The organism is Reichenbachiella sp. (assembly GCF_039941815.1).
Lineage (GTDB): Bacteria > Bacteroidota > Bacteroidia > Cytophagales > Cyclobacteriaceae > Reichenbachiella.
Genome location: NZ_JBDVDW010000020.1, coordinates 77,390 through 97,650 on the forward strand (window position 1 = coordinate 77,390; position 20,261 = coordinate 97,650).

Annotated in this window: 23 protein-coding genes; 16 read left to right on the forward strand and 7 right to left on the reverse strand. The window is 41.9% G+C overall.

All coding sequences use genetic code 11. The features are described from left to right. The first annotated feature begins 28 nt into the window (after positions 1 to 28). Positions 29 to 1,246 (forward strand): FtsX-like permease family protein, encoded by a 1,218-nt coding sequence (locus ABJF11_RS03130; RefSeq protein WP_348117999.1) that lies wholly within the window; start codon positions 29 to 31, stop codon positions 1,244 to 1,246. 15 nt (positions 1,247 to 1,261) lie between these two features. Here ABJF11_RS03130 and ABJF11_RS03135 read toward each other — a convergent pair whose 3' ends face one another. Further along, entirely contained in the window at positions 1,262 to 2,218 is a 957-nt protein-coding gene (locus ABJF11_RS03135; RefSeq protein WP_348118000.1) for a hypothetical protein, read from the reverse strand. Positions 2,219 to 2,565: 347 nt separating this feature from the next. Between ABJF11_RS03135 and ABJF11_RS03140 the strand changes: the two genes are divergently transcribed. From ABJF11_RS03140 to ABJF11_RS03155, 4 genes are all read left to right on the forward strand, one after another. Beyond that, on the forward strand, positions 2,566 to 3,084 hold the full coding sequence (locus ABJF11_RS03140) for an NAD(P)H-dependent oxidoreductase (RefSeq protein ID WP_348118001.1): 519 nt from the start codon (positions 2,566 to 2,568) through the stop codon (positions 3,082 to 3,084). A gap of 18 nt (positions 3,085 to 3,102) precedes the next feature. After that, on the forward strand, positions 3,103 to 4,017 hold the full coding sequence (locus ABJF11_RS03145) for a glutaminase (protein ID WP_348118002.1): 915 nt from the start codon (positions 3,103 to 3,105) through the stop codon (positions 4,015 to 4,017). Positions 4,018 to 4,578: 561 nt separating this feature from the next. Continuing rightward, the gene (locus ABJF11_RS03150; protein ID WP_348118003.1) at positions 4,579 to 5,490 is read left to right on the forward strand and encodes a hypothetical protein; all 912 of its coding nucleotides are present in this window, start codon (positions 4,579 to 4,581) and stop codon (positions 5,488 to 5,490) included. A gap of 5 nt (positions 5,491 to 5,495) precedes the next feature. Further along, positions 5,496 to 6,446: a hypothetical protein gene (locus tag ABJF11_RS03155; RefSeq protein ID WP_348118005.1), complete on the forward strand. Its 951-nt coding sequence runs from the start codon at positions 5,496 to 5,498 to the stop codon at positions 6,444 to 6,446. An 8-nt stretch (positions 6,447 to 6,454) separates the two neighbouring features. On the opposite strand, the gene ABJF11_RS03160 is transcribed toward ABJF11_RS03155, so the two are convergent. The 6 genes from ABJF11_RS03160 to ABJF11_RS03185 form a co-directional block, all read right to left on the reverse strand. Further along, positions 6,455 to 7,576, reverse strand: a complete 1,122-nt coding sequence (locus ABJF11_RS03160) for a C1 family peptidase (RefSeq protein WP_348118006.1) — start codon at positions 7,574 to 7,576, stop codon at positions 6,455 to 6,457. A gap of 81 nt (positions 7,577 to 7,657) precedes the next feature. Further along, the gene (locus tag ABJF11_RS03165) at positions 7,658 to 8,335 is read right to left on the reverse strand and encodes a uracil-DNA glycosylase family protein (RefSeq protein ID WP_348118007.1); all 678 of its coding nucleotides are present in this window, start codon (positions 8,333 to 8,335) and stop codon (positions 7,658 to 7,660) included. 28 nt (positions 8,336 to 8,363) lie between these two features. Next, the gene (locus ABJF11_RS03170; protein ID WP_348118008.1) at positions 8,364 to 8,960 is read right to left on the reverse strand and encodes a bifunctional nuclease family protein; all 597 of its coding nucleotides are present in this window, start codon (positions 8,958 to 8,960) and stop codon (positions 8,364 to 8,366) included. Positions 8,961 to 8,966: 6 nt separating this feature from the next. Beyond that, a complete protein-coding gene (locus tag ABJF11_RS03175) occupies positions 8,967 to 9,923 on the reverse strand; it encodes an electron transfer flavoprotein subunit alpha/FixB family protein (protein WP_348118009.1) in 957 nt (318 codons plus the stop codon). A gap of 45 nt (positions 9,924 to 9,968) precedes the next feature. Then, complete coding sequence (locus tag ABJF11_RS03180; RefSeq protein WP_348118011.1) at positions 9,969 to 10,706, reverse strand: electron transfer flavoprotein subunit beta/FixA family protein; 738 nt, start codon at positions 10,704 to 10,706, stop codon at positions 9,969 to 9,971. A 271-nt stretch (positions 10,707 to 10,977) separates the two neighbouring features. Next, entirely contained in the window at positions 10,978 to 11,514 is a 537-nt protein-coding gene (locus ABJF11_RS03185) for a DUF3347 domain-containing protein (RefSeq protein WP_348118012.1), read from the reverse strand. Between the two features lie 109 nt (positions 11,515 to 11,623). On the opposite strand from ABJF11_RS03185, the gene ABJF11_RS03190 reads away from it, so the two are divergent. From ABJF11_RS03190 to ABJF11_RS03240, 11 genes are all read left to right on the forward strand, one after another. After that, a complete protein-coding gene (locus ABJF11_RS03190) occupies positions 11,624 to 11,866 on the forward strand; it encodes a hypothetical protein (protein ID WP_348118013.1) in 243 nt (80 codons plus the stop codon). 111 nt (positions 11,867 to 11,977) lie between these two features. Next, on the forward strand, positions 11,978 to 12,715 hold the full coding sequence (locus ABJF11_RS03195; RefSeq protein ID WP_348118014.1) for a hypothetical protein: 738 nt from the start codon (positions 11,978 to 11,980) through the stop codon (positions 12,713 to 12,715). 413 nt (positions 12,716 to 13,128) lie between these two features. Then, a complete protein-coding gene (locus ABJF11_RS03200; protein WP_348118015.1) occupies positions 13,129 to 13,698 on the forward strand; it encodes a DUF4255 domain-containing protein in 570 nt (189 codons plus the stop codon). 5 nt (positions 13,699 to 13,703) lie between these two features. Continuing rightward, the gene (locus tag ABJF11_RS03205; RefSeq protein WP_348118017.1) at positions 13,704 to 14,627 is read left to right on the forward strand and encodes a hypothetical protein; all 924 of its coding nucleotides are present in this window, start codon (positions 13,704 to 13,706) and stop codon (positions 14,625 to 14,627) included. Positions 14,628 to 14,645: 18 nt separating this feature from the next. Further along, positions 14,646 to 16,286, forward strand: a complete 1,641-nt coding sequence (locus tag ABJF11_RS03210) for a phage tail sheath C-terminal domain-containing protein (protein WP_348118018.1) — start codon at positions 14,646 to 14,648, stop codon at positions 16,284 to 16,286. A 62-nt stretch (positions 16,287 to 16,348) separates the two neighbouring features. Then, positions 16,349 to 16,834 (forward strand): phage tail protein, encoded by a 486-nt coding sequence (locus tag ABJF11_RS03215; protein WP_348118019.1) that lies wholly within the window; start codon positions 16,349 to 16,351, stop codon positions 16,832 to 16,834. A gap of 6 nt (positions 16,835 to 16,840) precedes the next feature. Then, the gene (locus ABJF11_RS03220; protein WP_348118020.1) at positions 16,841 to 17,338 is read left to right on the forward strand and encodes a phage tail protein; all 498 of its coding nucleotides are present in this window, start codon (positions 16,841 to 16,843) and stop codon (positions 17,336 to 17,338) included. 2 nt (positions 17,339 to 17,340) lie between these two features. Continuing rightward, the gene (locus tag ABJF11_RS03225; protein WP_348118021.1) at positions 17,341 to 17,496 is read left to right on the forward strand and encodes a DUF5908 family protein; all 156 of its coding nucleotides are present in this window, start codon (positions 17,341 to 17,343) and stop codon (positions 17,494 to 17,496) included. Next, a complete protein-coding gene (locus ABJF11_RS03230; RefSeq protein ID WP_348118022.1) occupies positions 17,496 to 18,170 on the forward strand; it encodes a LysM peptidoglycan-binding domain-containing protein in 675 nt (224 codons plus the stop codon). Before ABJF11_RS03225 ends, ABJF11_RS03230 begins: the two co-directional genes overlap by 1 nt. A gap of 14 nt (positions 18,171 to 18,184) precedes the next feature. Then, positions 18,185 to 19,954, forward strand: coding sequence for a type VI secretion system tip protein VgrG (gene vgrG, locus ABJF11_RS03235; RefSeq protein WP_348118023.1), 1,770 nt, complete (start codon positions 18,185 to 18,187; stop codon positions 19,952 to 19,954). A gap of 6 nt (positions 19,955 to 19,960) precedes the next feature. Next, positions 19,961 to 20,260 carry a PAAR domain-containing protein gene (locus ABJF11_RS03240; protein WP_348118025.1) on the forward strand — a complete coding sequence of 100 codons (300 nt, stop codon included), beginning with the start codon at positions 19,961 to 19,963 and terminating at the stop codon, positions 20,258 to 20,260. Position 20,261: the final 1 nt, after the last annotated feature.

Here is a 20,261-nt window from a genome sequence, read left to right on the forward strand (position 1 = left end):
GACTACTCAACGAATGTAATTGTAAAAATTGAATTTTCCCTATTTCATATCCAAACGTATTACATCAGAGGCCAATTCTTCGTTTGCTTCGATCATCTCTAAACTTGCGGTCATTAGCATTAGCGTTGGACTTGCGGCTATGATTTTGGCCTTTTTTATACTCGGCGGCTTTCAGCAAACCATTAAGGATAAGATCTATAATTTCAAGGGGCATCTGGAGATTACCAAGTACAATATGGGTAACTCGCTGGATGAAAAGTCTATCAGCTTCAAATCGGACTTTTATGTAGAAAAGGATCAATTCGAATTCATCGACCATGTACAGGCCTTTGCCTTCAAAGCTGGACTCATTAAAACAAAAGAGGAAGTTGAGGGAGTGATTTTCAAAGGAGTAGATCGTCAATTTGATACCCTCAGGTTTAGCACCAACATGAGATCTGGCAGATTTATCAAACATACCGAATCCGGATATTCAACGGAAGTGGTACTCAGTACTCATATCGCTAACAAGCTTAGGTTGCGAATCGGAGATCAGTTTATGATCCATTTTGTACAAAACCCGCCGAGGTTCAGGAGGTTGAAGCTGGTTGGGCTTTATGAAACCGGATTAGAAGAGTTTGACAAAAGCATCATTCTCGGAGATTTGGGAATGATCCAGCGACTCAACGAATGGAATGAAGATCAGGTGGGCGGGTTTGAGATTTTTGTAAAAGATAAAAAGCAGATCGACAAGGCCGAAAATGTACTTTTCAACGCCATAGATGCTGACCTATATGTTGATAAAGTCAGCGATAAGTACAATCAAATCTTTGATTGGTTGGGACTACTCAATCAGAACGTCACAGTCTTTCTTGGGTTGATATTGATAGTTGCGTGTTTTAATATGATCTCAATATTGCTGATTCTGATCTTGGAGCGTACTTATATGATAGGAGTATTGCAGGCCTTGGGTGCGAGCAAGAGACAAGTCAAGCGAATCTTTTTACTCAAAGGGATGCTGCTGGTATCAAAGGGATTACTCTATGGAAATCTGGCCGGGTTGCTTATAGCATTGATACAGGATCAGTTTCAGATCGTACCTTTGGACGCAGCCAATTACTATATGTACTATGTGCCAATTGCCTGGGATTATGAATCTTTGATAGCCCTCAACGCACTTACCTTTCTGGTAGTGTCTCTGGCACTTGGTATCCCAATGGCCGTGGTATCAAGGGTGAAACCGATCACCGCCATACGGTTTAATTGACCCATATTCTGCCACCTAATGCTTGTCGCTTGTATGCTTTCTGAAAAAAGCAAGGATTTCGTTTTGTATGCCATCAGAAAGTTCATGGCCCTTGCTAGGGTAAGTCAAAATATCAGCATTTATTTTCTGACCGTCATATATGAGCTTACATTTGGTCCATCGATCCGGCAGCATTTTTTTACCCAGTAGTCGATAGATGAGCTCCCTTTCCTGGTCGTCATAAGCATCACTATAGGATGCGGCGTCATTATCGTCTTCTGCACCCATGTACAGCATCTGGGGCGTTTCCCTGAACCCTATTGAGTCAAAGGTCTTACCTGTAAGCTCTTTGATGTCAGCAGTGCCAAGTGGATAGTTGAGCGGTGTATCTTCCAGAGAGTCAGTCGGTAGCATTAGGATTCCATTGATTCCACCTGCCGCTACTGCTCTTACTTTGTCAGCGTGCAGCGCTGTGAATCGATTTGCGAAGGTGCCCGAAGCAGAAAAACCGGTCATAAGAATGTTGGGGCGTATAATGATATCGGAGCCCCTCAACAATGAGTCTCGTGCCTCCTCTATCATGGCTAGCAACTGCAAATCTAAGCGACGCAGCGTGCCTTCCTTTTCCAACATTACATCTCTGTCTAACGCATGCGTATAAGTCCGCCAGTTGGTCTCAGATCGTGGAAAAACCGGAACTAATAGCGGAGTACGTAATTTCCTGGCCAGCATGTTTCCAAGATTGCCACTGTTGTTGATTAGATTTTCAGCACCTTCACGATGGTCTTCAAAGTCATTACTTACATAACCTGTGTTGTTTGGTTCGACTAAAATGTAAGTGGTCGTGTCCTGTAAGCCATCAGGTACAAAAAGAAAGTAGGGATGTTCGAAACCACTATCCCTATTGGCTGGATGATAGGTGACGGTTCCAGAAGGAGTAGAGCACCCTATAGAGGTCAAGGCGAGAATGATGAGTACGAGTTTATTTAACATGAGTTTTTGACTTTAACCTGAAATATGCATTAGATAATCTATTCCAATCATAAAACACTTTGAAATAGACACTTACACATATATTTATTGAATCACCATAGCGGTGCTATGCCTCTTCAATATAAGTGCTTCTTTCTTTGCGCTTTATAGCTTTCATCACGATTCCTAATGCATAATCCAGGTTTAACTTCAATTTAGCAACAGATAACGAATCAACAAACACATGACTGACAGTTTGATAATTGCTGGCCTCTATTGGGCCATTGATTCTAATGATCAAATCTTTGATCAAATTACCGAGTTGGACCCGTTACTTGCTACAACTTAAAACTCAAAATAAGTATAATATGAAACAACAGAACTCTTCGATAATGACGGTCATGGGAAGTGCCAGAAGTGACGGAAACACCCGACTGGTAGCCAATCGATTTTCAAAAATCAGTGGTAGTTTTATGGTAGATCTTAATCAAAAAGAAATCAGCTACTATGACTATGAGCACCTAAATAAAGATGACGATTTCTTAACGCTAATTCGCAACTTCGTTGCCGACTATGACACTCTTGTACTGATCACGCCTATTTATTGGTACACCATGAGCGCTCAACTCAAAAATTTTCTGGATCGCACCTCTGATCTGCTAACGATCGAAAAGGATCTTGGTAGACAACTCAGAGGCAAATCGCTGGCACTGATTAGCCAGACTGAAGGGGATCATTTTGAGCCTTGGTTTGCCGAGCCTATTAGAATGACGGCCGAGTATCTTGGGATGAATTATTTAGGACATAAACATGTCTCCATCGAAAACAACAAGATCTCACCTGAGATGGAGAAAAGATTAGCCGAACTATTTCATACTATCGAATAATCCATTCATTTTTGATGAATGAATTATCAGCAAATACTTCAGGAAATTTCAAATGAGGTGTCCACGTTTCCAAATACAGGAGAAGTGGCTAATTATATTCCTGAATTGGCCAAAGTAGATCCGAAGAAATTTGGAATTCACCTGACTACGGTCAATAATGAGCATTTTGCCATCGGAGACTCTGAGGATAGATTTTCTATACAGAGTATATCCAAAGTGTTTACAGTGGCTATGGCCTTTTCACTACTTGGTGATCAATTATGGAAGCGGGTAGGAGTAGAACCATCCGGTAACCCTTTTAACTCTATAGTGCAGCTGGAATATGAAAATGGAATCCCCAGAAATCCATTTGTGAATGCAGGAGCTTTGGTGGTAGTGGATGTACTATTGTCAGAACTGAAAGATGCTGAACGTGATTTGTTTGCTTTCGTGCAATCGCTCACCGGAGTCTCTGATATTACCTACAATCCTATAGTTGCACAATCAGAAAAGGAAACAGGCTATCTCAACGTGGCATTTGTGAATATGATGAAAGCCAAGGGTAATATTGAGAATGATGCCGACGAAATTCTAGATTTTTACTACAAACAGTGTTCTATAGAAATGAATTGTCGTGAACTGGCCTGTGCATTTTTGCACTTCGGAGAAAACGGGAAGGCATACGATCATGCGGGATTTAGACTCACAAAAAGCCAAGTCAAGAGAATCAATGCTTTGATGTTATCGTGTGGGTTTTACGATGAGTCTGGTCATTTTGCATTTAAGGTTGGGTTGGCAGGTAAGAGTGGAGTAGGGGGAGGTATTGCTGCTCTATATCCCGAAGAATTTGCTGTGGCAGTTTGGAGCCCTAAACTAAACAAAAAGGGCAATTCTGTGCGAGGTTTTAATAGCCTTGAATTGCTAACCACCAAAACCGGGGCGTCACTTTTCTGATTTCTACTTTCTATAGCTAATTAAGAAAAGATCTGTGACTGGCGACGCCAGTTTTTCGGGTTTAAACAAATATAAGATACAAGGCCAAAGGAATCGCTTTCATCAATACTGTAAGAATGATAATTGATTTTCTGACTAGATTCATGATTGTTTGTTTTAGAGTTCTTTTACAAATATGCAGTTTTGATTGTATAATAGTAATCCGTAGATACACCTAAAAAAATTATTAGGTAATTTTCCTAAATTGTATAATTCTTATAAAATATAGAATATAAGTAAATTAGATTGAATTAATCCAATATTGCGCCTATTGAATTTAGCTTTATTATTTGCATAATTTCCAGGGTATGTTTGTACTATTTCGCGTTTGGGTATAATGCTAATAAGTAATTGTACTATTTCTCTAAATAGGTTATGTTCATAGATTGGAGCTAGATTACCATTACCCATTTGACCGTTAATACCTCTGGTTTGTATATAGCAAGTGGTTGATTATCAAAAAGGACTGAATAGGTAAATTGAATTTTCGTAATTATTTAAAACTCAAATTATAAAGGCCCTATGACTAAAGTATTAGCCATTCTATTGCTCTTCTTTTCAAATCTATCATATGCTCAGTTGACCGTGCTCAAACATCCAAATACTATTTATGGCCTGTCTGTCTCTCGTGATGGGACCAGAATTGTTGCGGCTGGCAAAGATTCGGCTGTCTATGTATATACGACCAAGGGATCGCAGTTGGGTAAGTTCGAAGGCTTTCGACACTCTATCGCTGATGTTGCCTTCGGTCTGGACAGCTTGGAGGTGGTCGCAGTAGATTATTCCGGGTTTGGTTATAGGATAAATTTAGAAAGTCGAATCATCGATGAAAAAAAGGTCCACACCGCCTCAGCGCTTAGTGTCAACGTGCTATACGATCAGAATCTTACGATTACTACAGGTAGGGACCAAATCGTGGTGGTCTGGAAAGATGGTTGGAATCAGAACGTCAAACTGTTTGGTCACGAAGGCCATACACGACAAACAATGTACCATGATAGTCTGGGTTTGATCTCAATTGCAGATGACAAAAAGATCAAAATTTGGGATTTAGCCGGAGCAGAAAAACAGTCAATAGACACGGAACATCCTGAGCCGATTTGGCAAATAGCCATGAATGACAAGAACCAATTCATTACCGGCGACCGTGGAGGGAATATTTTCCTTTGGACGGATGATTGGGTGCTGAAATCCCAATGGAAAGGACACGAAGGCCCGATCTCAGGAATCGTAGCAATGGATGATTACATCATTACCTCTGGTTTTGATAGTAAAATCAAAATTTGGAAAGGTGATAAAGTGATCAAAATATTCAAAGCCCATGATAAATATTGCTCTGGGATTGCACTTGCCGAAAACAACACACTGCTCATCAGCTCAGGTGGGGATGGCAAAGTCATTATCTGGAGTATCCATAACCTAATGAATGATTGAAAAAAATGAAACATTTTGTATTTGCTTTTTGCTTCAACTTATGCGCTGGAAACATGTTTCTTTTTGCGCAAAACCCAAAGTATCCTTGCCAGTATGAAGGAAATCAAATCTTAGAGGAGCTTTTAGGATCATGGAAAGTAGAAACTAAGGACCGAGTTTCTCCGGGTCAGTACGAGATCAATGTTGGTATCTCTACTATTACCACTGGTATTCAAGGATGTAGTATCAAGGAGAATTATAAAGGAATTTACAAAAGCAAGGTCTACGCTGTCGAGTCTACACTGCTGATGGTTGATTCAATGAAACTTCAACGCGTCTATTTTGATTCAGAACATGCAAGCACCATGGTTTTTAATGGAGAAACAGATGGCAACGATATCAAAATGCTTTGGCTGCGCAATAATGAAAAGAAAAGGATGCGAGTCAAGTTTGAATTGACTCGTCATAGCGCGGACGCTTTCGAATGGTCTACTCACCTTTCTACAGACTATGGAGAATCGTGGCAATTGACGCATTTATGGAAATACAATCGTGTGACAGGCATGGATGTCAAGGACATCGAGCACAAGGAGATTAAACAGGCCATAGACTCATATCATCTTGGATTGTCTTCTGGTCAAGTCAAACTTGTGACAGACGCAATTTCAGATCAGTTTATAATGTTCAACGGCAACTATTCTGGTGAGCCATTGAACTGGCAGGCGCACATGTTTCTATCCGGCAAAGACCTAAATAATTGGCCCAGTCAGTTCATTGCAGAGGCCGGTCCCTATCAAAATCAGTACGAAATCATTTCTATACACATTCGCGCCAACGCCGCTGTGGTCATTACCAGAGATACTGGTAGCAATAAGTTTAGAGCATGGAAAAACGAACGAACGACCTGGTTGTTGGGTAAAAAAGATCAAAAATGGCAAATCACGGGCTACTACCTACGCGACATGGTCAATCCGTAGTTTTATATCTATTGCAGCCCGAGCTTCTTACGAATTGTATCAGGAATAGCATCTTTGTGGACAGTGATGCTTATCGTTTTCAGTCGCATATATGATTCACTCATATGGAGAAACCCATCCTGGGCAATTTCATTGGAAAGATTACCCCAGCTGTTTTTGATCAGATAATATTTGGTGTCGTTTTGATCTTTTAGCAGGCCTGTGATGTGCATCAAATGATCATCAGTAGTCGTATAGTTTTCAAATTCCTCCTGTCGATATTGCTGACTAATTTTTAGCTCAGGATATACGGAAGTCAAGGCCGCCATATTATTTGCAGCATCTTCTGGAATTACAGCCAGGCCGTGACGGGCAGAAAATGTCGGCTCGCTCATATCACAATCAAACTCTACGGTATAGCCATTAGCCAGAGAATGATCCAGTGTGGCAATGAATTCATCTAACGGTAGGTTATAAAAACTGCCATTACTGAAGTTGTCCGGTATGTTGAGAACAAAGGGTTTGTAAAACTCGGAATGGCTAAACGATGTCAACGACACATAGTGGTCTGGATCTATGCCAGTCATCTCCAGAAAGGTTTGAGGGTTGTAGGTTTTCCCTTCATAGGCAAACTCCTCTGGAACTGCTCCTAAATATACGTCCAGTACTGCGTTGATAGCAGGCTTCCATTTCTTGCTCAGTTTCTTGCCGGGATTCTCAATATAAGTATCCAACATGGCTTCGAGAACTGCGGACATTTCAGCATGAGTGTGATAGTTTTTGTCCGGGTCTAAGCCGTCGTAGATCTCCTGCGGTACCAGTCCATTAGCCTTGATAGATTTCAGGACATCGTGGGCCAGTCCGCCTTCGCTAAACTGTGCTTTTCCTTGCCTCATCACATAGTTTTCAGCCTTAGCCATGTAGGTCTGACGTACCGTGTACATTTCTGAGATGTCGATTGCCTTGCCAGATTGTCGTAAGATTTCTGATTCTACGAATGATGAAGCAGAGAAACTCCAGCAAGTGCCTGTATTGCCCTGGCTGATCACGGGAGTGGTTTCAAGATCGATGACACGCTTAAACTTATATGGAGTCTGTGCGAGAAGCATCATCGGAACGACGAGTAGTATAATTGTAAAAATGTTGCGCATATGTGGTGATTTAATCATCGAAGATATTAAATATCGTTTTATCTACCGACTTTCAAGGGTCCAGTTTGATGAGCGGCCGGCTTAGCCCAGTTTTTCAAGATATTCAGCGATAAATTCTGCTTTGCGTTTGAGCCTGTATTGCATGACCCATCTAGGATGGGGCAGTGGAACGATTTCGTCGAAAAACCCATGTTCGTCATTGAGGCGATTCAAAAATTTTAGATTTTGACCTTGTCCGATGCTATAGGCCACCGAGGTGTCAATGTTAAATTTGAGTTGAGCCTTAACCCATGCTGTCATGTCCTTCTCAAATATTTTCTGCCAGTCAGCAAGATCATAGTAGTTGAGGTTTTTACCATCTTGTACAAAGCCTAATGGAGACATTCCGGTAATATAGAACTTGTTATAAAATTCTTCTGGCCCGCCATAGCTGGCAATCATCTCGTAAATAAACCTTGAGCTCAGCTCAGCTCTTTTATTGAAGGAGTTTTCGATATCACATACCGTTTCCAGTAGCAGAGGGTCGGTGAACGGTACGCCGGTAATACCACCACCAAATCGACCTGGATTGATGCCAAACAACATCCTTCTCGAACGCTTATCTGTATAGTATTTGTGATAAAATCGGGAGGTAGTATCCCACCCCTCGTCGGTTTGATAAGGATTCAGGGTTTCTACGGACTTTGGCAATTTGGCAGGAGCGGATAAAGTCTGATAAAATTCTAAGATTCTTGTTGAAATGTTTTCAGGCTCTGCCATCTAATCTTAAAATCAGAATATCAATAAATCAGTTGCGCTTATTCAGTTCATCTCGGAGCTGAGCAGCCTTCTCATAGTCCTCTTCGGCCAGGGCTTTTTCAAGTAGTCTGTTGAGCTCTTCCACAGAATGTTTCTTGATCCCTTTACCTTTTTCTTCCTCTTTTGAATCTTCTTCGGCGTTAGTGAGTGTGTCCAACTCTTCCTCAAACTCATCTGTCACTACTATGCCTGCTTCCTCCATCACAGCGGGGTTAGTATAAATAGCTGCATCGAATCTGATGCCAATAGCAATGGCGTCTGACGGGCGGGCATCGATTTCTACCTGCTTACCTTGAGCATCAACACAGACAATTTTAGCAAAAAACACACCTTCCTTTAGATCAGAGATGATAATTTCCTGAATCGAAATATCAAAGTGTCCTGCAAAGGATTTAAATAGATCATGAGTCATGGGCCGGTTAGGCGTAATCTTCTCAATTTCAATGGCAATGGCCTGAGCCTCGAACATACCAATAATGATGGGCAGTCTACGACCACCTTCCGATTCGCCTAACACAAGCGCAAATGAGCCCGATTGTGCATGACTGGAGGATAATCCTATGATATCTAGTTTTATTTTCTCCAATGCTTACTAATTAATTACTGCCTTGATGGCTTCTGTTAATTTCGGTACCACGTCAAAAGCGTCACCTACGATTCCGTAGTCTGCGGCTTTAAAAAATGGTGCTTCAGGGTCTTTGTTTATAACTACGATAAACTTGGATGAGTTGACACCAGCAAGGTGCTGAATAGCTCCAGAGATGCCTACAGCTATATACAGCGTAGGAGCCACCTTGATCCCTGTCTGACCCACGTGCTCGTGGTGAGGTCTCCAATCCATATCCGACACAGGCTTGCTACAACCTGTAGCTGCTCCTAACGTCTTCGCCAGATCTTCGATCATTCCCCAATTTTCCGGGCCTTTTAGGCCTCTTCCACCAGAAACCACTAAGTCCGCTTCGGGCAACAATATCTCACCTGTTGCTTTTTCTTGTGAAGTTACTTTCACTTTGAAATCGGCATCATCAGGATTGACAGCGAAAGCTTCGACTGCAGCGTCAGAACCGTCCTCCTTGATCATGGCGGCATTCTTTTTGATACCAATGATGCGTTTACCTTCAGTTAGGTTTACATGAGCAAATGCTTTGCCTGTGTAGATACTTCTTTTCACGGTGAAGCCCTTAGAAGTATCTGGCAATTCGGTGACGTTTGTCGCAAGCGATGCGCCGATTTTGATAGCTAGTCTGGCTGCTACCGGATCGCCTAGAGAAGATTTTGCTAAGACTATTGTCTCAGCACCGGTGCTTTCCACAGCCGCAGCGATGGCCGACGAGTAGGCAAGAATATTGCCTTGCTTATATTGATCGTCTGCTACGTGTAATACCTTGGAGGCTCCTGCTTTACCTGCTTTTGCTAGCGCAGCAGCATCTGCTTCACCGATAGCGATAGCAGTTACGTCACCACCTATTCCTGCGGCATAACTTACCGCTTCCAAAGAAGATTTTTTAATCTCGCCTTCTGAAATTTCTATAAATACTAATATTGACATGTTATATTTTTTTGGGTCGGAACCAATGTTTCGATCAGTGGGTAATTAGATTACTTTGGCTTCGTTTTTTAATAAATCTACCAATTCAGATACATTTTCTGCATCGATCATTTTGACAGCTCCTTTTGCAGGAGGCATTTCATAAGTACTGAGCTGAGTTCGAACAGAATCATCAGCAGGTTCTACTACATTTAAAGGTTTTGTACGGGCAGTCATGATTCCTCTCATGTTTGGAATTTTCCATTCTGCGATAGGTTCCTGACATCCAAGTACCAATGGGAGTTCTGCTTCAAGATGTTCTTTGCCACCCTCTATCTCGCGAGTCATTTTGGCTGTGGTACCTTCAATATCCAAAGTCATTATAGGGGAGAGAGAAGGTATACCCAATAGCTCTCCAACCATGCTGTGCACCACACCACTATTGAAGTCGATAGACTCTCTGCCCATTAGTATCAGATCATATCCACCATCTTTGGCAGCGTTGGCAATCTGATTAGCCACAAAAAATGAGTCTTTTGGAAAAGAATTGATGCGGATGGCATCATCGGCACCAATAGCAAGCGCCTTTCTTAGCGTGGGTTCAGTTTCGGCCTCACCAACATTCAACACCGTGATGCTTCCACCTGTTTGCTCTTTGAGTTCTACTGCTCTAGCCAGAGCATAGTCGTCATACGGGCCAATGATATATTGTACACCAGTTTGGTCAAACTTTGTATTGCCATCCGTGAAGGCAATTTTGGAAGTCGTGTCTGGAACATGTGTAATACAAACAAGAATCTTCATGTGCTTATTTATTAATTAATGTTGCTATATAATCTATTAAATTTCGAGGCCAAACGCGAATTATTAGCGGACTAAAACCACGGGCTCTAATGAGCCACGAATATAGCAAAATCGCAGTCAACTTCATGGGAGCGGCTTAATATTAATTCAGGAAATAATGTTAAGCCAAACAATACACGCTTACATTAGGAGATTTATCTTGTCCTCAGTGCTTCGGACCATTGCTAATGAAACCGAACTGTCGGCTAGAAGCTGCAACCAGTTCGCTGTCCTATTTTATTGTTTTCTTGATGGTGCCACATTTCAACATTTTGTCTCCGAAGTATGGGTTTTTAATTTCCTTGGAGGTACTAAACCATGAGGCGCCAGTATTGTCGAGTGCCATCGGACAGTAGCATTTATTGATTTCACCTGATTCCAACGATCCTTCAAAAATGCTCTCCATTGAATCGTTTAAGGCCGAAAAGGCAACTCGTGCAGCTTCTATTTCTCCGGCACTGATGATACCTTCGACCATGCTGGCCTGTTGCATGTTTTCTTCATCCTTTTTTAAAGCTTCACTCAGGTCTGTAGCAAATTTTTTGGCTGTCTCATAATCTGTCGCAACCAATGCATCTCGCAGTTTTTCGTACGCATTATAGATAGTCTGAATGCCCTTGCTTTTGAATTTTAGTGCCTCGTTGGGTGTGCTATCTGAGACTTGTTTGGTTTGATCAGTTTTGGTCTCTGCTTCTTGTTTTTGCGCAGACGGGAGATTATTACATGATCCTAAAATAAGAATCAAAGCCAGCAGTTGGAAGTATTTCATTTTTCTCGTGTTTTAAAGCCTTTATTTTTAACGCTAAAATTAGATAATATACATTCATTTTTGTGGAAGAATTAAATAATTTGCACGCCACAAGAAAGGATTTGCATTGATGTTTGGACTATTCAAAAGAAAGAAAAAGGAGAAGAAAGCACCACAATTACTCGATATAGATGGGCAGCTTCTCGTAGAGGGAGACAGAGTAGAGGTGCTAAGATATGAGCTTGGCGAATGCACCCTGACTTTAGATGGATTTCATTTTTACTATGAATCCATTGCTACAGGAGAAAAAATCAGTTATGCCAAAATGATCGATGCATCCACCGAGCAGCAGAAGGTAAAGAAACTGAGCTAGCTTGCAACACGGTATATATATTCTGATATTAATCATAATTTGACCTAATCTTGGTCAACGTTTTATTTCTTATTGATCGGTTACTTTATAAAGACACCAAACACTACGATCATGAAGAACAAATATTCAGAATTTATTATTCAATGGCAGGAGGGAGCCGAAGTATGGGCCTTGCTCTTCTTATTTATTTCTTTTTCCATCTTTCTCTTTTATGTCATTGGACTGCTGATCGGCCGAAACCGTACCAAAGTATACGAGTATGTAAGTACTCATGAAATCCCCGCTTTTCTGAATGTGATGATTTTTGCTTCAATTAGCTTGGCACTCTATCTCAATAGTATTTTAATTGGTCAATACAAAACAGTAAACAATTTTGAACTCGTGGTGCAGTCTGCCGGCTCGCTCATTGTAGGCGTCATGTTTTGGTACATTACCAGAGTCATTATTCGAATCTACTACCCTTATATATTGGCCAAGCACCTGGCGAAAATTAGATTCAAAAAAATGTATGCCCCATGGAATGGCAATAAAATGAAACTTCTAAATGAAGACGAAGAGGATTTGCACCTTACGGAGGAACAAATAGCACATGAGGAAATTTTTGCATACGACTACGATGTATGGATTGATGAAGAGACAGGTAAAAAGAAGATTGAAAAATATGATATCCATCATACCAGTTTAATGTGTGATGAATGTAGATTCAGAACCTTACATGAGATAAAAGAAGAGGTGATTAAAAAACCTACAAGGACCAACACTGGTCAATTGCTTAAGCATTATCGTTGTGATAATTGCGGAAACAAAGAGAGTATAGAAAAGCAAATTGCTCCACTTAGCGAAGAATGATTTCTACATTCTCCATACTATCTGCTTAGGCAATTCTGCATCACGCCGTTAGCCGAAATGAATATAATTAATTCAAGTGTAAAAATAAGATGGTGAGCATATTTGAGCTTGTCAATGCTCGAAGAAGCACGTAACTAACTCAAAGTGAGCAGGTACGTGCTTCTTTTCGTTTCCCTCCCTTTTTATAACAATTTTTTACAGTTGATAACCAGAAGGTCATATAGGCAAAATTCTTATAAGTGATTTAGGTGATTTGCCTATTGCGCATAGAAAACTCTCGTATTAGCTTACATAATAAGCTGATTAATTGATTTTTGGATGGGAATCACTACTTAACAATGTAAGTAATCTTCTTATTCTCTTATCTACTGATTGTCTTATTAATTGACCATACTAACCTAATTTTTGAATAGTTGATATTATTTCAGACTTTCGACTTTTTACGAAGTCAACTCAATTCACATTTCAGAACCACACAACGATGGGGAGAAGATAAGGCTGTCTTGTCCGCCGTCAACAATGACGATAGCTCAGCTGCTGCTGATGCATCAGACAAGTTGGTATTGTCTCTCGCTCAGTTGGCGCAAGAGGCCACACTCAAAAATCACGTACCCAAAATCAACGGTAAAAACTCAGAATTTGGGAGAGCCAATTCACCACTTTCTTTTAATATAGATTTACTGGTTTCTGCTCGCTGTAGCAAATATGAAGAGTCGCTCAAGCTGATCTCAGATGCAGTCCTGTATTTTCAGGCCAACAACTATTTTGATCATTCGACTCACCCGTCATTGGCCGCAGAAGTTCAAAAAATCAGCCTATCCATTATTGACTTGCCCTACCAGGATTTGAGCCACATGTGGGGTATGTTAGGAGGAAAATATGTACCGAGCATTTTTTATCGTGTACGAACGGTCATCTTTGATTCTAGTCAGGTTAAAGCCTATGTGCCAAGAGTTTCTTCTCATGAATCTAACAATAGCTAGCTGAGATGGAAGAATTTAAAATCATAAGCCAATTGGATATTACACACGAGTACTGGAATATTTCCAGTCCTGAGCTATTCGATATTCAATTCACCTCAGATACCAATGATCTTCTGAAAAAACTCAAGATTCAATACCGTCAAATTGGTAATACTATTCACTTTCTTGGGCATAAAAACGCTTTGGCTTTTCTTTCTGAAAATAGAGAGGAATTGTCATTTGGCATCCAACTATTGCTTAGAGATTCAAGCCTGGTCAACTATACGGATATTCAGCAATCAGATGACCGGCAGGTGCTATGTTTTAAAAGCAGCCCGGATCAAAAGGACTTAATGGATTCCATTGAACTTTTGCCTATCAGAAGATCACTTGCGCAGCTCTATGTTGAATATCCAGACCACCAGTTAGTCGATGGCAATGGGAAAGATGTGCTGACTGACTTCCTAATCCAGCCAGACGAGCCAGGATTTGGCCGATCATTGGATGCAATGAGCGAAGGTGTTTATACGTCTTCCGATTCTTCCGTTGGAACCTTTTATTTTCAGCCCAAACTTGTAAAGGGCCTGTTTGCTGTAGTCGAACTAAAGCTCGATCATTCAGATTGGCCACAGGAACATCAATTGAATTTTAAAAGCAGATCTGTGATGCTTTCCTATCGTGTCAAATCAGATCAACACGATCTTAACAAGCTTCGGGTAATCGATGCAGATGACAACATAAGTTTTGAAGGAAAACCTATTGATGACGAAATGATATTTACGTCTGATCAATCTGTGAAACTAACAGAAAAACCAGCCTTCAATTTCCAGCTACTCAACGGTACCAAAAAGCCAATACGTCAGTATATGTCGCTGGGTACCACCAACAATTTCAAGATTTTCAACCAGGATGGAAGCCAATATTTAAACGAAATTTTAATCAATATCTAAACTTATAAATTTTACACTATGGCTGTATCTTACAAGACGCCCGGCGTCTATATTGAAGAAAAAAACGCCTTTCCAAACTCCGTCGTTGCAGTAGCGACTGCAGTTCCTGCTTTTATTGGATATACCAAAAAAGCCGAACGACAAGGAAAGTCTGTTTTTGGGAAACCTATACGAATCACCTCATTGGTCGAATTTGAGCAAATTTTTGGCGGAGCGCCCAACTACAAGTTCACCATTGATACGCTTGACGCTGAGGCCGCAAAGAAAGAAAGGGAAACCTTTCCTTTGGGTTTAGGAGCCGATCGTAAAGAATACAAAATCACCTGGAGTGAAGGTATTTTCAGACTATATAATTCGGTCAGAATATTCTATCAAAATGGTGGAGGCAATTGCTGGATCGTCTCACTTGGCAGTACTGATACTGCAGAGTTGGTCAAAGACGATATTGTAGCTGCGATTGATCTGCTCAAAGACGAACCAGAACCAACCATGGTACTGGTACCAGACGCCCCATCATTTGCTGATGCAAGCGACTGCTTTTCAGTCTATACTGCATGTCTGGATCACTGTCAGGCAGAGCAAAACAGAGTAACACTGATGGATGTCCCGGGAGCCAACTCAGATCAGGTATTTGTTGATAGAGATTTGATTAAGGCTTTTAGAGGCGGAGTGGGTTCAAACTACCTACAGTGGGGAGCTTCTTACTTTCCATGGTTAGACACCAATGTAGTTTCTGATCGAGAAATCACCTTCCTGAATTTTGACATAGATACACTCAAACCTTTGCTTCTGGTGGCGGAGCCAACACCTGATCCGGATGCTAATGACAAGCAGAAAGCTAAGGAAGCTAAAATTCTAGAAGAAGTTCAAAGCCATAATGCGGCCATTGAACGCATTCTAAAAACTGTACCTACCCCTGATAAGGAAGGTTACTATACAATCATACCTGAGAACCCAGATGGGACCGATGGCGATGCCAAAAACGTTGAAGAGTCCTTGTTTCTGGCCGTAGAAGCTAATCTAAGAGGGATGAGCTCTGTGTACAAGAGTATAGTTGTGAAAGAAGCTGTGAAAAAACTCAATTTGCTACCTGCATCTGCAGCAATGGCAGGTGTGTATACAGCTGTTGATAATAGCCGTGGAGTTTGGAAAGCTCCTGCTAATGTTAGTTTGAATTCAGTAATTGCACCAAACTATACGATCAGCAATGATCTAAATGACGAACTCAATATGCCACTAAATGGCAAGGCGGTAAACGCCATTCGTTCGTTTCCCGGACAAGGAGTAATCGTGTGGGGTGCACGTACCCTCGATGGCAATAGCCAGGACTGGAGATATGTCAACGTACGACGTACCATGATATTTCTGGAGCAGTCTATCAAAGCTGCGGCAAGAGCCTATGTTTTTGAGCCCAATGATGCTAACACCTGGGTGCTGGTACAAGGGATGATATCCAACTTCCTAAACAATGTATGGAAGGCAGGAGGACTCTTTGGTTCGACACCAGGAGATGCCTACGATGTTCAGGTTGGCTTGGGTACTACCATGACTGCCAATGATATTCTTGATGGTTATATGAGGATTACAGTAAGAGTCGCTGTCGTGAGACCAGCTGAGTTTATTGTGATTACGTTCCAGCAAAAAATGCCGGAATCTTAATCCTCGCAATTCAAATTTCATTTTTCAAAATAAGTATTTAACGAATTTAAATTAATATAACTATGGCAGGAGAAGCTCAAAGCCCTAGAGAAAATATGTGGCCCATACCGAAGTTTTACTTCAGTGTAGACATGGGCTCAGACAGTGGTATAGGCGAAGTCCCATTTCAGGAAGTATCCGGAATGGACCTCGAATCACAGATTATTGAATATCGAGCCGGCAACGATCCTCGGTTTTCTACCGCCAAGATGCCGGGCATGGTGAAGTCCAGCAACGTCACCATGAAAAAGGGTATGTTCAAAGACGACAATGCTTTTTGGGAGTGGTATGGCAAGATCAAGATGAATACCATTGTTCGTACGACGATTACGATCAAGCTACTCGATGAAGCCGGTGCTCCATTGATGACTTGGGTACTGGCCAACGCATGGCCGACCAAAATCACGGTCACCGATATGAAAGGTGATGCCAATGAGGTAGCCATCGAAACCATCGAAATCGTACATGAAGGCATCACACAAAATGACAAGGGTAGTTTGAAACCTTAATTTTGTATGAAAAGTATTCTTGGACAACGCTACTATCCCCCGGTAGGATTTTACTTCCGGGTGGATTTGGCTGATGCAGCAAGCATGGCACTCTCACTTTTGAGCAGTGTAGACAATAGCTTTCAGGAGGTTTCAGGACTATCCGTCGAAATGGAAACTGAGTCGGTAACCGAGGGCGGGGAGAATAGATTCACTCATTCGCTACCCACAAGAACAAAGTACCAAAACCTCGTTCTAAAGCGAGGTTTGGTTACTTCTGCTTCAGGCTTCACAGCTTGGTGTATGAAAACCATGGGTTCAAATCTAAGCACAGCTATAGAGCCGAAGAACATCTCGATTTCTTTGCTCAATGAAAAAGGAATACCATCGATGGTATGGCTGTTCATCAACGCATACCCAGTGAAAGTTCAGGTTTCGGATCTGCAGGCGATGGAAAACAAAATAGCGGTAGAGACGATGGAATTCACTTATCAATATTATCAACCCGCACCAACCGGATTATAGTAATGGCATTAGAAATCAGAGAATTGGTAGTAAAAGTTTCGGTAACCGAAGAGCACCGCGCAGAAAAAGGAAAGATGTCTGAGCGAGACAAATCCAAACTAGTAAACGAGTGCGTGAAAAAGGTGATTAAGCAACTAAAACAGAAAAACAAACGCTAATGGGCAAGCTGGAAAAAATGACCATACAGGCTTATGAGGATCCTAAGTTCTCTCAGAAATTTGGAGAGCCCTTTAAAGTCATGATCAATCCGGAAAAATACTCCCGAACGTTTGCTATTGAGTACAACGAGCAGCAAGCCATGGGTACCAGTGGAGGAGGAGCAGCCTATAGCAAATCACTTCCTGAATCCATCAAGCTGGAATTTATCTTCGATGGTACCGGTGCTATACCAGACCCGATGGGCGGCGATGTCAAAACGGTAGATCAGTGGCTCAAAGATTTCAAAGAAGTCGCCTTTGATTACAATGGTGAGATTCACAGCTCAAATTATCTGATGATCAGCTGGGGAAGCCTGATATTCAAATGCAGGCTACAACAATTTACGGTAGACTATACTCTATTCAAGGAAGATGGCACACCATTAAGAGCCAAAGTCAGCGGAGATTTTAAAGAATTTACTGACCCTGAGACTGTCTGCAAGGAAAGCTCAAATTCGTCACCCGACCTTTCTCATGTTCACACCTTTATCGCCGGGGATAGCCTTGTCATGATGTGTCACAAAATCTACAAAGACCCTCAGATGTATCTGGAAGTGGCCCGTCAAAACAAGATTATGAATTTTAGAAATATCGAGCCGGGGACCAAGGTCTTCTTTCCCCCAATTAAGAAATAAATATGTCATGCCCTGTGGACTCAAATACTGATTTAACCACCTTCACCATATTACTTGAAGGAACCAAAATAGACGAGAGCTATGAAGTGATGTCTATTAAGACTGAGAAAACAGTCAACAAAATCTCTACGGCCTATATTACCCTACTAGATGGTAGTGCAGCCGAAAGCGATTTTGCAGTCAGCAACAAGGCAGATTTTCTGCCTGGCGCCGAAATCGAAATAAAAGCAGGCTATCATTCTGTCGAAGAAACGATCTACAAAGGCATCATTGTGAAACATGGGATTTCAGCGAGCGACTCGGCTTCTGAACTGCAACTCGAATGTCGTGATAAAGCAGTAAAGCTCACGGTAGGCCGAAAGAATCTATATTTTCTTGACAAAAAAGATAGTGACATCATCTCCGCAATCATTAGCGGTGCAGGCCTGACAGCCGATGTCGATGCCACCACCTATCAACACGCTTCTATGATCCAATATGATTCGACAGATTGGGACTTCTTGATGACTCGTGCCGATAGTAATGGCCTTATTGTCTTGGTAGACGATGGCAAGGTGTCTGTCAAAGTCCCGGATACTTCACCAGAAGTGGTCCTTTCTGTAGGTTATGGGGGCAGTATATTGGAGTTCAGCGCAGAGATAGATGCCGTGAGCCAAATCAAAAGCGCCAAAGGATATGCATGGGATAGTGCCACTCAAAAGGTGGTGAATGGCACAGGAAAGTCTGCAGTAAAAAACACTGGTAATCTAACTGCAGACAAACTATCTGATGTCGTAGGACTCAAAGAATATGCTGTCCAGTCTTCAGGTATCATGGATGCCAATGATCTCAAAAGCTGGGCCGTAGCCATGGATACCAGATCCAAATTGGCTACTACTCAGGGTAGTGTCAAATTTCAAGGCAACTCCAAAGTAAAACCCGGCGTGATGTTGGGACTGGAGGGCGTTGGAGAGCGATTCAATGGAAACGTATTTGTTTCCTCGGTCACACATACGGTCGAAGACGGCCAATGGAATACCGAAGCAGACTTTGGACTCTCACCTGCCTGGCATCATGAAGAGAATACAGATGTGTCTCAGCCGAAAGCGGGAGGTCTGTTGCCAGGTGTTTCCGGATTGCAGATTGGTACGGTTAAGCAAATTCAGGAAGATCCAAAGGGAGGATTTAGAGTACTCACCAAAATACCTATACTACAGCAAGACAAAGATGCGGTATGGGCCAGGCTCACTACATTCTATGCGTCTAATGGATGCGGAAGCTTTTTCTTCCCCGAAGTCAATGACGAAGTGATTCTGGGATTTTTGAATGACGACCCCAGGTATCCGGTGATACTTGGCTCAGTATATAGCAAGAAAAACAAGTCTCCGGAGACTCCGGAAGAAAAGAATGATAAGAAAGCGATCATTACCAAAAGTAAAATGGAGCTTTCGTTTGCCGAAGAGGACAAGATCATACTGATCAAGACCCCTGGGGGGAATCAAATTACGATCAGCGACAAGGACAAAGGGGTCATTATTGAAGATCAAAATAGTAACAAGTTGTCGCTTGATGACTCTGGAATCACTCTAGATAGTGCCTCCAATATGTCTATAAAAGCAAAAGGAAACATAGAGCTGGACGCAGGCGGAAATCTAACGCTAAATGCCAAAGCCAATGTAACGGTGGGAGGAGCGCAGATTGAAAATACTGCCAAGACTTCTTTCACAGCAAAAGGAAATGCAACCGCTGAAGTATCGGCTTCAGGACAGGTGACAGTAAAAGGTGGAATTGTAATGATAAACTAAGAAAATATGCCTCCAGCAGCGAGAATAACAGATAATCATGTGTGTCCCATGCAAACACCGGCCGTTCCGCCCATCCCGCATGTGGGTGGGCCGATTATAGGTCCAGGAGTGCCGACAGTGCTCATTGGAGGAATGCCTGCCGCCAAATTCGGTGATAGTTGTACCTGTGTAGGGCCACCGGATAGTATCATCAAAGGCTCAGCTACCGTCATGATCGGAGGTACGCCAGCCATTCGATTGGGAGATACCACCGCACACGGAGGCACAGTAGTATTGGGTCAGCCAACAGTCATGATAGGAGGATAAC